Genomic DNA, 12,820 nt, shown 5'->3' with positions numbered 1-12,820 from the left:
GCGGTTAGAATGGGTAACCAATACCAAAGTTAAGAACTGTTTGGCCTTTTAGTCCAAAAAGATTGCTGAATGATATATTGTCGAGCACCCAGCGGTCACCCTCAGGCATTGACGGATCCACCGCTTTCGTGGCTAGATCAAGTCGTATTACCAGGAAATTGAAATCCATTCTTACGCCCACCCCTGTGCCTAAAGCGATCTCTTTATAGAACCTGTCATACCTGAAATCGGCCCCTGGTCTGGAATTATCCACCCCGATGACCCAGGCATTCCCAGCATCAACAAAGACGGCCATATCAAAATAACCGACAAGGTTTCTTCGATATTCCAGCATGGTTTCAATGATCATTTCCGCAGGCTGTTCAAAAGCATAGTCGTAGCGTCCTCGGTCACCTATAGGAGGAGTGTAGCTCCCAGGGCCAAGTCTTCTTGCTTGCCACGCTCTGATACTTGTCCCTCCACCCGCAAAGAAATATTTCTCATAAGGGAGGATTCCGTTACTCACTCCATAGGGATTGGCAATTCCGAAGTTGGCTCTATATGCGATTGTGGATTTTTGGTTGAGAGGGTAATATCTTCTAAAGTCGGCCTGTAGTTTAAGCCATTGAAACCTGGCAAAATCTGTTGTTTCGCTGTTGCTAGAGGTATTTATAAAGTTGAGTGTGGTCCCCCCACTTTCTACGAATAGCTTAAGTAAGGATGCTTTGTTCAAGGAAGTATAGTTGCCATAATTATTGAAGTTAATTATGGATTGTGCGGAAAAACTGCTGATTAACGAAGGCAGAAAGGACCATATTAAATTATTCCCCTGGCTTTCCAGATCCAAAAGAACCTGTGCGAAATCACGTGATATCTGCGGAGTACGTACATAATTAACATCTGCGGCGTTAATGGTAAACTGCTGTCGATTGCCCCGGGTGACCCAGGTATATGCCAGTAGTCCGTTTAGCCCTGATCGGGTATATTCCGGGCGGTTGGTATAATTATAGCCTATCTGTGTACGGGTGTTTGGGTTATACCTTCCAAATTTCTCCAGACTTCTTCCATAAAAGGGGATGAGAAACCTGGGGAAAATCACTGATCCGGAAATCCCAAATTCCTTGCTTTGGTAAACTCCCTGATCAGTCGCTGAGGCCACTCCCTCGAATCCTGCACGTGTATTGAATTCCAGAATCTCGCCTGCCCGGAAGAAATTTCTGTTTCTCAAAACCATACTGAAAAATGGGCCTGGCAACTGCTCGGTGATACTGAGACCAAGCTGATTGGTGAGCTGGTATTTCTGGTTGGGCTGAGTAAGTATTTTTGCGGTAAGTGAGTTGCCCAAGGTGTCAAAGGAGATATTTATATACCTGAAAAGATCCAGGTTGCTAAGTTGTTTTTGCGTTTCTACTATATCTATTCTGCTATATTTTTGTCCCTCGTCAAACAAGATCCTGGAACCGAGTAGTTTGGCCGAAAATCTATCTCTGTAAAAGGTGAAATCTATATTCCTGAAATTTTTCCCAACTTTTTCATCGATAAACTGATCGCTTGGAGGACTCACCTTGAATGTGATAGAGTCTATTCTATAGACTTCGTGTTTTTCAGAAAATGAAGGTTTAAGGATCCGTTGCTCTACATTGATTTGATGCTCGGCTGTGTCATAATACAAGTTGTAGTCAATGAAGCTCTTGGTGAACATGTAGTAGCCATTGTTCTTGAATAGCTCTTCCAGTCTGTCCCTTTCTCTGGTAAAATTGGTTTGGTCGTAGCGGTCTCCTTGCTTTATAAAGGATTTTTCTTTGGTATTGTTGATCAATGACAACAGCCCTTCATTCACAGAATTGGTATAAATAGAATCTATGAGGTAAGGTTCTTTTTCATTGATCATATAGGAGACTTTAGCCTTTTTTTTCCTTGTTTCCACGGAGAAAGATACTTCTGCGTCCAGAAATCCCTTATTGTATAGGTAGTTGTCAATTTCAGTAACTGTTTTTTCGGTCAAAGCACTATCCAGAACCGCCAGTGGATTTCCAGTCCGCATCAAGAAGTTTCCGTATTCCTGCAGTTTTTTCAGATCCTGGATTTTTGTCTGGATTTTATCTCGCTTTTTAAGAAGTTTTTTTCGGTCCTCAGATTGCTCCAATCTGGCATTCACTTCTATGAGTTCCGAGTTTTTTGCATCAAGCCTCGCAGTCACTTTAGCACTGTCGTAGAAAGACTGCCCTATTCTATAGATAGTAACCCCTAATGATGAATTCGTCAGAGGGATCCGGGTATTTGGTTCCTGAAAATACAACCCTTCTATTTCTGATTTGTTGGACTTTTCCACTCCTTCAAGTCTGTTGTCTTCAAGGACATAGCTGTTTTCGGGTAAGTTTTTGCTTAGCGAACAAGCAAACATGCCCCAGAGGACACAGATAAAAAGTATATATTTGGTGAATTTCAAAATGGCAGAATCGATCCGAATGCTTAGCAAAAATACAGTTAAGTTTATAAAATCCTTACATCAAAAGAAATTCCGGGTTCAGGAACGAATGTTCTTTGTGGAAGGGGAAAAGAGTGTTGTTGAAGTGTTGAATTCTGATTTTAGATTGGAACTTCTGGTGGCGACGGAGTCTTTTATCCATAAGAATAATAGGCTTATCAATAGTTCCTCTGCTCATGTGATACAAGCTAGCCAGAAACAGCTGGAAGGACTGGGACAATATCAGAGCAATGATAGTGCATTGGCTGTAGTCCATATGAAAGTCAATAGTTCATTTGATTTTCCTGAAGGTGAATTTGTGCTGGGATTGGATGAGGTGAGGGATCCGGGAAATCTGGGGACAATAATCAGAATAGCAGACTGGTATGGTATAAAAAATCTTGTTTTTTCTGAGCACACAGCAGAGTTCTACAATCCTAAAGTAATCCAATCCACCATGGGGTCATTTACCCGGGTAAATTTCTTCTATGCAGACCTTAGAAGGACTTTCCAAGCGTGGAATGTGCCTGTATATGGGGCATTCCTTGATGGAAAGAATGTCCATGAACTGCGCCAGGTTTCCAGCGGTGTGATCCTCATGGGAAATGAATCGAATGGAATATCTGATAATATAGGGGGATTTGTGACTGATCGGGTGACTATTCCTGGATTTGGGCAGGCTGAGTCATTGAATGTGGCTATAGCCACAGCCGTACTGTGTGATAATTTTAAGCGTTTACAAGTTCAATGATCAGGAAATTAGCCGGGATTTTGGGTAAGGTTGGGATCAACGGGTTTTTATTGGGCTTATTTGTGGCTATTTTTCTCGGATGGCTTTTTCCGTTTGCAGGTTCTAATCAGTCTCCTTTCCCATGGAAACCTATCATCAATGTGGGGATTGGCCTTGTTTTTTTTCTTTATGGGGTGAAATTAAATCCTGTGCAGCTGAAAACTGGGCTGAAAAACTGGAAGTTGCATGTACTTATCCAGCTAAGCACATTTGTGTTCTTTCCACTTCTAGTACTGGCCATTATTCCTTTGTTTCCCTGGATAGCCAAGGATTTTCAATTAGGCATTACTTACCTCTCTGTACTCCCATCTACAGTAAGCGCTTCAGTGGTTATGGTTTCTATAGCTAGGGGAAATATCCCAGGAGCTATCTTCAATGCGAGTATTTCCAGCCTTCTTGGTGTGGTGATTACTCCTGCATGGATGGGGATCCTGGCAGATGCCTCGGATATACAGATGGATTTTCTCCCTACGTTAGGAGAACTTTCTATAAAAGTCCTGTTGCCTGTGATACTTGGTATTTTAGCACATAAATGGCTCTTTCCAAGAATCAGCAAGTATCTCTCTGTGCTCAAATATGTAGATCAGACAGTAATTATGATGATTGTGTTTACTTCTTTTGCACAGTCATTTTTCCAAAATGTATTTGCACCTTACAAATCAAGTGTATTGCTTGAGGTGGGAGCGACCATGCTCGGGCTCTTTTTCATGATTTGGATACTCATAGCAATCCTCTGCCAGCTACTTGACTTTAGCTGGGAGGATAAAGTGACTGCTTTGTTCTGTGGCTCCAAGAAATCACTCGTCCAAGGGGTAGTCATCGGAAAGGTGATTTTTCCGGATCCGGCAATTTTAGGATTGGTGCTCTTACCCGTAATGCTCTACCACATACAGCAATTGATTGTGGGGAGTTATATAGCTACGAGATACTCCAAAAAAGTTGATAATCCATCCTTGCATTAGATATGTGTTTTAGCAAGTCGCTCTACTAACTGGATATATTGACCGGCAGCCTCTTCTTTTGAAAGCCCTTTTTGATTAAGCCAGGCATTATATTTTGCGGCTGCCTTGAAATCAAAGCCGCCGGGTCTTTCTGTCTCATTGTCTCCTTCTGTGGCTTGTTTGTAAAGTCCGTACAGCTTCAGTAACTCTTCATTGTTTGGTCTATCAGTGAATTTTTTGGTCAAGGCAACTGCCTCTTCAAGCGTTTTGGCTGACATGATTTAGGTGGTTGATTTGGGGTGAAATAACAAATTTAATACCACGTATTGGATTTGCTCCTTTTGGCCTATAAATAAAAAGCCAGCAGAAACCTGCTGGCTTTTTATTTATGGTGGGGATTCCCTCTACACTTATCGCTTGTTCATGGACACATAGTCTCGCTCATTTGCTCCTGTGTAAACCTGTCTAGGACGGCCAATAGGCTCACCGTTTTCACGCATTTCTTTCCACTGGGCTATCCAGCCTGGAAGTCTGCCCAGCGCAAACATCACAGTAAACATGTCGGTAGGGATACCAAGTGCTCTGTAAATGATTCCGGAATAGAAATCAACATTTGGATATAGCTGTCGGTCTATGAAATATTGGTCATTTAGTGCTGCGTGCTCCAGTTCTTTTGCGATTTCCAATACAGGATCATTCACACCCAGTTTCTCCAATACGTCATCTGCGGCTTTTTTGATGATTTTTGCCCGAGGATCGAAATTTTTATAAACCCTGTGCCCAAAGCCCATCAATCTGAATGGGTCATTTTTGTCTTTGGCTTTATCCAAATATTTTTTAGCGTCTCCACCATCTGCCTTGATGGCTTCCAGCATCTCAATCACAGATTGGTTGGCTCCTCCGTGAAGTGGCCCCCAAAGTGCATTGATGCCTGCGGAAATAGAAGCATAGATGCTAGCCTGGGACGAACCTACTATTCGTACCGTGGAAGTGGAGCAATTTTGCTCGTGGTCTGCATGCAGGATAAGTAGTTTGTCCAGAGCTGAGGATACGACAGGATCTACATCGTATTTCTCAGCAGGTAGAGCAAACATCATTTTCAGGAAGTTTGAACAATAGTCAAGTGAGTTGTCCGGGTAATTTACCGGATGCCCCATTTCATTTTTATAGGCCCAGGCAGCAAAAGTCGGCATTTTAGCAATTAAACGGACTATGCTCAGGTTGATCTCCTCTTTGTTTCTGTTTGGATTCAAGGAATCCGGATAGAAAGCAGTCAACGCACAGATTAGTGAAGATAGAACTCCCATGGGGTGGGCGTTGGAGGGAAAACCTTCCAGGATCTTCTTGATATCTTCATGTACTAATGTGTGGTGGGTAATCTCTTTGGAGAAGGTTTCATACTGTGATTGGGTGGGGAGTTCACCATAGATCAATAGATAAGAAACTTCTAAGAAGTTGGATTTTTCTGCCAGGTCTTCTATCCTGTATCCTCTATAGCGAAGAATTCCCTCTTCCCCATCTAAAAATGTAATGGCACTTTTAGTCGCGCCTGTATTTTTGTATCCCGGGTCAAGGGTGATCAGTCCCGAGGAGGCTCTAAGTTTTGCGATATCTATTGCCGATTCGTTTTCGGTACCGGTGATTACCGGAAATTCATAGTCTTGTCCTTTGAAAGAAAGCTTAGCTGATTCAGACATATATTTTTTATTTGGATTGCGTATGTTAAAAAACCTCGAATTAAGCCTGTAAGATAATAAAATCAGTCAGTTTTTGGAAGGTAGAATGTGACCTTTGGGTGATTATTCGCCCGAAAATGGAATTAGCGATCAATATCTATTTGCTTCACTTGGGGTTTTATTAAAATTACATTTTAATAGGCTTTTGATTTTAAGAGAGGTAAAATAAAAAAGCCCCTGAGGGCTATTTTACTAAACACAGAAGTGCTCGAATACTTCTACTAAGTGGTCACCTATCATTTTGGCATTTCGGCCTTCGATGTGGTGACGCTCAATGAAATGCACCAGCTCCCCATCTTTGAACAATGCCATTGCAGGAGAGGAGGGAGGATATGGAAGGCAAAGTTCCCTGAGTTTCTCCACTGCCTCTCTATCATTTCCTGCAAATACTGTTGCCAGCTTAGTAGGCTTAACTTTGGAATTTTCTACCGCATAGGTTACACCGGGTCTTGCCGCGCCAGCCGCACAGCCGCATACTGAATTCACTACGATCAGGGTGGTGCCTTTATGGTCAGGGCCGAGATGCGTAGCTACTTGCTCAGCAGTTCTGAACTCTTCAAATCCTACATTGGAAAGTTCCGCTCTCATCGGAGCGATCAATTCTTCTGGATACATAATATTACTGGTTTTAAATTTCTTGTTTATAGAAAACCTAATTCAAGTTTAGCTGCTTCGGACATCATATCCTGAGAGTAGGGCGGGTCAAATGTCAACTCTATCTCCACATTGTTGACTCCCTGGATCTGCTGGATTTTATCTTTTACTTCAGAAGGAATAAACTCAGCTGAAGGGCAGTTAGGTGATGTCAATGTCATCAGCACATACACATTATTGACCGGATAAACCGTGATCTCATAGATCAAACCCAGATCATACACATCTACCGGGATCTCGGGATCATATACCAATTTAATAGCCTGTATTACCTTTTCCTTGAGGTTTTCAATTTGTCCTATCGGTGTATTGATGTTTTCTGTTGACATAGTATCAGGCATTTTGCTTGCTTTGGATAGCCAAAGCATAAAGTTTTATTTGCTTGATCATCGATGCGAAACCGTTTGATCGCTGGCTACCGATGATAGAGCCCATTCCTATTCTCTCCACGAAATTAAGCTCTGCTTTAATAATCTCCTCTGGACTACGATAGTTCAATACACGCAGTAAAAGAGAAATTAAACCTTTGGTGATATCAGTATTGGAGTCAGCAAGGAAATGTACTTTGCCATCTTTCTCCTCTGCTATTAGCCAGACTTTGGACTGGCATCCTTTGATGGTGTTAGCCTCTATCCTTTCATTATCAGGAAACCTTTCCAGATTTCCTCCCAGCTCCATGATATAATAGATGGTAGATTCCTTGTCGTCTCCTAGAATTTCAAATTCTGAAACTATTTCATCTTGAACTTCTTGAATACTGCTCATTTATTTTTGATTCGGGCGATGCGGGTTAAGCTTTCCGCCAGTTTTTCTATTTCTGATTTCGAATTGTAAACGGAAAATGACGCTCTTACAGTTCCTTCAATTCCAAGTCTTTTCATCAATGGCTGCGTGCAGTGATGCCCGGTTCTGACTGCAATGCCATTAGCATCCAACATCATCCCTACATCGTAGGGATGCATTGCATTGATATTAAAGGAGATTACACTTACTTTTTCTTTAGCCGTGCCTAGAGGCACAAAACCTTTAATCGGCAACAAGAGCTCGTTTGCATAGGCAAGCAATTCGTCTTCGTGAGCCTTGATGGCATCTTTACCCAATCCATTGACAAATTCAAGTGCTGCTTTAAAGGCAATTACATCTGCTATATTAGGGGTCCCGGCTTCGAACTTGAATGGGATTTCGTTGTAGGTAGTCTTTTCAAACGTGACTTCTTTGATCATTTCCCCACCTCCTTGATAAGGTGGCATGGATTCTAAGGTTTCTCTTTTTCCATACAGACAGCCAAGTCCTGTAGGTCCGTACAACTTATGTGCTGAGAAGGCAAAGAAATCGCAGTCAAGATCCTGCACGTCGATCTGTAAGTGGCTTGAGCTTTGGGCTCCATCCAGAAGCACTTTAGCCCCTACGGCATGAGCAGCATCAATTATTTTCTTAACAGGATTGATTGTGCCCAGCGCATTCGAGGCGTGGACGATGCTGACAAGCTTGGTATTTGGTGTGAGGAGTTTCTCAAATTCCTCATAAACAAGCTCACCGGCTTCATTGATCGGAATTACTTTCAGGACTGCGCCTTTTTCCTCACAGAGCATATGCCATGGGACAATGTTGGAGTGATGCTCCAATGAGGAGATGATGATTTCATCACCTTTGCCTATATGTTTTCTGCCAAAGGTAGAAGCGACCAAGTTGATTCCTTCTGTAGTACCTTTAGTGAAAATAATCTCTGCGGATTCACGTGCATTGATAAATTGCCTAATGGCTTCCCGTGTCTCCTCATAATATCTTGTGGCCCGATCTGCCAGTGCATGGGCACCACGATGTATGTTTGAATTGTCCTTGCTGTAGTAATTTGTCAAGGCATCCAGTACTGACTGGGGTTTTTGGGTAGTAGCGGCATTGTCAAAATACACCAGGTGCTTACCATGTACTTCTTGGTTCAGTACCGGAAACTGTTCTCTGATTTTTGCTATATCTAATCCCATTGATACTGTTTATTAGAAGTTGCTTCCAAGACGCTCTTGAACCTTCGCGATGCAATAGTTTTTGAAGCTTTCGTCCGTAATATGCTCTAAGACTTCTCCAGCGAAGGCATACAGTAACAAACCCTTTGCTTGGTTCTTTGCTATACCCCGAGCCTGAAGATAAAATAAAGCCTCTTCGTCCAACTGACCTGTGGTACAGCCGTGAGAGCATTTCACGTCATCTGCCCATATTTCCAATTGAGGTTTGGTGTTGACCACCGCGTCTTCAGATAGCAGGATGTTGTTGTTTTGCTGGAATGCATTTGTCTTTTGGGCATCTTGTCTCACGAAGATTTTCCCATTGAATACACCCCGGGAACTGTCTGCCAGAATACCTTTATAAAGCTCATTTGATTCGGCATGAGCGACGGTATGATCTACATTGGTATGATTATCCACGTGTGATTTGCCGTTTAGCAAATACAATCCGTACATGTTTCCTTCAGAATTGCTTCCAAGTATATTTAGACTGAGATTATTTCTGACCAATTCTCCTGAAAGAGAAATGGTCACCGAAGTAAATCTTCCATCCTTTTGGATATCAGTTTCTATAGTGCTGACCTCTATAGCATTCTTATCTTCGTTCTGCAGCTTGTAGTAGCGAAGCTGCGTATTGAGTCCGCCTTTAACTTCCACTACCTTGTTAACAAGGTATGGAGTGTCACTGAGGTTTACACTGTGTGTGATGAAAGTCGCTTCAGCAAAGTCTCCGGCTTCTATCCATACCCTTGGCTGTATCACTTGGCCCTTATTGGATTGATAGAAGTTCAACAAAAGAATCGGCTTCTGTAGGTGAGTTTTCCTTGGGATAGCAATAAATAATCCCCCTTCAAAAGAACTTTGGTTCAATGCACAAAAAGGGTCTTTTTCAGGTTTGGCCACGCTTCCAATCGGAGTATCCGCTTTTTCGGGAAGCAGTGCGGTCTCCACTCCTTCGATATCCGAAGAAAGGGAAGGCTGAAAATGTCCGTTGGCAAATACCAAAATGTCTCCTTCAAAACCTTCGAATACGTTTGCCTTCACCTGTTCAGCACTTACTTCAAAAGCTCCCGCGGAGGCAAAATTTTGGATGCTGCTCTCGATCTTCTTGGTGAGCGGGGTGAATTTATATTCCTCTGATTTATTGGTGGGGAATCCTTGGGTTTGGAAAGCTTCCTTTCCTGCAGCTCGTGCCTGTTCAAAGCCTTGACCTGCATTTTCCAGTAATTCCACAAGTATATCTTGCTTGATAAGCGTACTCATGAGTGATGTTTTAGAATGAAAATCAGACTGTGGCTTTGGAATCGACTTCGTCTTTGATCCAGTCGTACCCTTTTTCTTCCAGCTCAAGGGCAAGCTCTTTGGTACCTGACTTCACGATCTGCCCTTTGTACAGTACATGTACATAATCAGGAACGATGTAGTCCAACAACCTTTGGTAGTGGGTCACCACGATCGTAGCATTGTCTTTCGATTTTAGTTGGTTCACCCCATGCGATACAATGCGGAGCGCATCTATATCCAAGCCGGAGTCAGTTTCGTCCAAAATAGAAAGGGTAGGAGCAAGCATAGCCATCTGGAAGATCTCATTTCTTTTCTTTTCCCCTCCAGAAAAACCTTCATTCAATGCTCTGCTTAACAGCTTCTGATCCATCTCCACCAACTTCATCTTTTCTTTCATGAGTGTGAGAAATTTCACCGCGTCCAAAGGATCCTCTCCACGGTATTCCCTTACTTGGTTTACCGCTGTTCTCAGAAAGTTAGTCGAGCTGACTCCTGGGATTTCCACAGGATATTGGAATGCCAGAAACACACCTTCTCTAGCTCTGTCTTCAGGGGAAAGATCCAGAAGGTCTTTATCTTTGAAAGTGACTGCGCCACCTGTTACTTCATATTCCTCTCTTCCTGCCAAAACTGAGGCAAGAGTTGATTTACCAGAGCCGTTTGGCCCCATGATTGCATGGACTTCACCGGCTTTTACCTCTAAATTGATACCTCTGAGGATAGGGGTTCCTTCAATAGAGGCGTGCAAATTCTTTATACTTAACATAATCTTAAATTTGACATTTGATGTTTGAAATTGGGGCAACCTTATTTTTAGCTTTTAAACTTGTTTCCCCTGATCTCACTGTCTTTTAAATATTTTATAAAGCCAGAAATAGATTTACTGATTTCTATACTTTTCCTACTAGTTTCTTCTAGTGTTACTTCGGTAATGTAGTTTCTGTCAAAAGCTCGATATAGTTGGGATCTTGACTCCCCTGCTAATGCTTTTGCAATACTCAGAAATTGAATAAATTCTCTATTTCCTTCCCTCTCAAAGCCTTCAGCTATATTGTCCATAATAGAACCAGAAGAGGAGTTGATTTGATTTTTCAAACTGAAATCATTCTTAAAACCTTCCTTCTTGGTTAGTTCAAAGATTTCTTTATACTCTTCTCTCGTCTTTTTCCAGATGTCTAAATCTTCAAAGCGAATGAGAATTGCCTTGATTTCAAATGAGAAATTTCAAATCGCAAATTCTCTTAACCTACTGAACCTTCCAGGGTAAGTGCCAAAAGCTTCTGCGCTTCCACAGCAAACTCCATTGGCAGTTGATTCAATACTTCTTTGGCATATCCATTGACGATTAGGGCTACTGCATCTTCAGTTGCAATGCCACGTTGGTTGCAATAGAAAAGCTGGTCCTCTCCGATTTTGGAAGTGGTGGCTTCGTGCTCTACTTTGGCGGATGGATTGTGTATATCTATGTATGGGAAGGTGTGCGCACCACAGCGGTCTCCCATCAATAATGAATCACACTGGGAGAAATTACGGGCATTGGCAGCACGTTTCATGACCTGTACTTGGCCTCGATATGAGTTTTGTGATTTGCCAGCGGATATACCTTTGGAGACGATTCGCGACTTAGTGTTTTTACCAATATGGATCATTTTCGTTCCTGTATCTGCTTGTTGGTAGTTGTTGGTTACCGCTACGGAATAAAATTCACCTATGGAGTTGTCCCCTTTCAGAATACAAGAAGGATATTTCCATGTCACAGCGGAACCTGTTTCCACCTGTGTCCAGGATATTTTGGAGAAGTCGCCGGCACAGATACCGCGTTTGGTCACGAAATTATAAATGCCGCCTCTTCCTTCTTTGTCACCGGGAAACCAGTTTTGTACAGTAGAATATTTCACTTCTGCGTGTGCTCCGGCGTAGATTTCTACCACTGCGGCGTGGAGCTGGTTCTCATCTCGTTGTGGGGCAGTACATCCTTCCAGGTAAGATACGTAAGATTCATCTTCGGCCACGATGAGTGTTCTCTCAAACTGGCCGGTGTTGGCCGCATTGATCCTGAAATAGGTGGAAAGCTCCATCGGGCATCTGACACCTTTAGGGATATAGCAAAATGACCCGTCAGAAAATACAGCGGAATTTAACGCCGCATAATAATTGTCGGTCATTGGCACTACAGAGCCCAAGTATTTCTTAACTAGTTCAGGGTGTTCTTTTACAGCCTCACTGAATGAGCAGAACACTATTCCCAGTTTGGAAAGTGTGCCTTTGAAGGTAGTGGCCACCGAAACTGAATCCAATACTGCATCGACAGCGATTCCCTGCAATCTTTTCTGTTCGTTGAGATTTATACCCAGACGCTTATAGATATCCAGTAATTCAGGATCTACTTCATCGAGACTTTTTGGTTTACTGGACTGTTTCGGAGCGGAATAATATTTTAAGGACTGTAAGTCAATTTTTGGGTAATGGACATTTGCCCATTTGGGCTCAATCATTGCCTCCCAGGTTTTGAACGCTTTCAATCTCCAGTCAAGAAGCCATTGTGGTTCTTCTTTCTTTGCAGATATCCATCGAATAGTCTCCTCAGTAAGGCCTACGGGAGCCTCATCGGCTTCGTAGTTCACTGACCATCCGTGTTCGTATTCTTTTGATGTTAGTTCTTCTAAAATCTGATTGTCTTTGCTCATTGTTGCTGAGTTATTTAGACTAATTACATTTTAATGGCGAAGGTACAACATATAATGAAATTTTCATGTTTTTACCCATTGGATAATTCTATCGGGCATACCTTCTCTCGATAGAAAACGCCTTTTCCGTCCACTCTACATGGACTTTACAAAAAAAAAGAGGCTGTCTCATATTGATGTTTGATAATTGAAGACAGCCTTTTTTATTCAATAGAGGCCGATTTCCTGATTTCGGCCTCTATTTTTTTGAATACCGTTTAATTTTATAGGAATCGGGAT

13 protein-coding genes are annotated in these 12,820 nt (G+C 42.3%); 2 read left to right on the top strand and 11 right to left on the bottom strand.

Translation table 11 applies throughout. From position 1 onward, the window contains the following. Positions 1-4 precede the first annotated feature (4 nt). Positions 5-2,428, bottom strand: coding sequence for a BamA/TamA family outer membrane protein (locus LZF95_RS20535; protein WP_306422381.1), 2,424 nt, complete (start codon positions 2,426-2,428; stop codon positions 5-7). Positions 2,429-2,447: 19 nt separating this feature from the next. Here LZF95_RS20535 and LZF95_RS20530 point away from each other — a divergent pair, with 19 nt between their 5' ends. Beyond that, entirely contained in the window at positions 2,448-3,197 is a 750-nt protein-coding gene (locus LZF95_RS20530; RefSeq protein WP_233757007.1) for an RNA methyltransferase, read from the top strand. Next, positions 3,194-4,198, top strand: a complete 1,005-nt coding sequence (locus LZF95_RS20525) for a bile acid:sodium symporter family protein (RefSeq protein ID WP_233757005.1) — start codon at positions 3,194-3,196, stop codon at positions 4,196-4,198. The genes LZF95_RS20530 and LZF95_RS20525 overlap by 4 nt, the downstream gene beginning before the upstream one ends. On the opposite strand, the gene LZF95_RS20520 is transcribed toward LZF95_RS20525, so the two are convergent. The 10 genes from LZF95_RS20520 to sufB all read right to left on the bottom strand — a co-directional run bounded on the left by LZF95_RS20520 (position 4,195) and on the right by sufB (position 12,541). Continuing rightward, the gene (locus tag LZF95_RS20520) at positions 4,195-4,455 is read right to left on the bottom strand and encodes an acyl-CoA-binding protein (RefSeq protein ID WP_233757004.1); all 261 of its coding nucleotides are present in this window, start codon (positions 4,453-4,455) and stop codon (positions 4,195-4,197) included. The two genes, LZF95_RS20525 and LZF95_RS20520, sit on opposite strands and share 4 nt — an antisense overlap. 132 nt (positions 4,456-4,587) lie before the next feature. Continuing rightward, the gene (locus tag LZF95_RS20515; RefSeq protein ID WP_233757002.1) at positions 4,588-5,874 is read right to left on the bottom strand and encodes a citrate synthase; all 1,287 of its coding nucleotides are present in this window, start codon (positions 5,872-5,874) and stop codon (positions 4,588-4,590) included. A gap of 231 nt (positions 5,875-6,105) precedes the next feature. Next, positions 6,106-6,528 carry a BrxA/BrxB family bacilliredoxin gene (locus tag LZF95_RS20510; RefSeq protein ID WP_233757001.1) on the bottom strand — a complete coding sequence of 141 codons (423 nt, stop codon included), beginning with the start codon at positions 6,526-6,528 and terminating at the stop codon, positions 6,106-6,108. Positions 6,529-6,554: 26 nt separating this feature from the next. Continuing rightward, positions 6,555-6,896: a DUF59 domain-containing protein gene (locus LZF95_RS20505; RefSeq protein WP_233757000.1), complete on the bottom strand. Its 342-nt coding sequence runs from the start codon at positions 6,894-6,896 to the stop codon at positions 6,555-6,557. A 4-nt stretch (positions 6,897-6,900) separates the two neighbouring features. Next, positions 6,901-7,332: a SufE family protein gene (locus LZF95_RS20500; RefSeq protein ID WP_233756999.1), complete on the bottom strand. Its 432-nt coding sequence runs from the start codon at positions 7,330-7,332 to the stop codon at positions 6,901-6,903. Continuing rightward, a complete protein-coding gene (locus LZF95_RS20495) occupies positions 7,329-8,552 on the bottom strand; it encodes a cysteine desulfurase (protein WP_233756998.1) in 1,224 nt (407 codons plus the stop codon). Before LZF95_RS20495 ends, LZF95_RS20500 begins: the two co-directional genes overlap by 4 nt. 12 nt (positions 8,553-8,564) lie before the next feature. Then, the gene (sufD, locus tag LZF95_RS20490) at positions 8,565-9,833 is read right to left on the bottom strand and encodes a Fe-S cluster assembly protein SufD (protein ID WP_233756997.1); all 1,269 of its coding nucleotides are present in this window, start codon (positions 9,831-9,833) and stop codon (positions 8,565-8,567) included. Positions 9,834-9,855: 22 nt separating this feature from the next. Beyond that, the gene (gene sufC, locus LZF95_RS20485) at positions 9,856-10,620 is read right to left on the bottom strand and encodes a Fe-S cluster assembly ATPase SufC (RefSeq protein WP_233756996.1); all 765 of its coding nucleotides are present in this window, start codon (positions 10,618-10,620) and stop codon (positions 9,856-9,858) included. A 47-nt stretch (positions 10,621-10,667) separates the two neighbouring features. Continuing rightward, on the bottom strand, positions 10,668-11,027 hold the full coding sequence (locus tag LZF95_RS20480; RefSeq protein ID WP_368670793.1) for a four helix bundle protein: 360 nt from the start codon (positions 11,025-11,027) through the stop codon (positions 10,668-10,670). Positions 11,028-11,095: 68 nt separating this feature from the next. Beyond that, positions 11,096-12,541: a Fe-S cluster assembly protein SufB gene (gene sufB, locus LZF95_RS20475; RefSeq protein WP_233756994.1), complete on the bottom strand. Its 1,446-nt coding sequence runs from the start codon at positions 12,539-12,541 to the stop codon at positions 11,096-11,098. Positions 12,542-12,820: the final 279 nt, after the last annotated feature.

It is taken from the genome of Algoriphagus sp. AGSA1 (genome assembly GCF_021390545.1).
Taxonomy (GTDB): Bacteria; Bacteroidota; Bacteroidia; order Cytophagales; family Cyclobacteriaceae; genus Algoriphagus.
The sequence above is the reverse complement of the archived record's forward strand: the minus strand, read 5'-3'. Positions and strand labels throughout refer to the sequence as shown.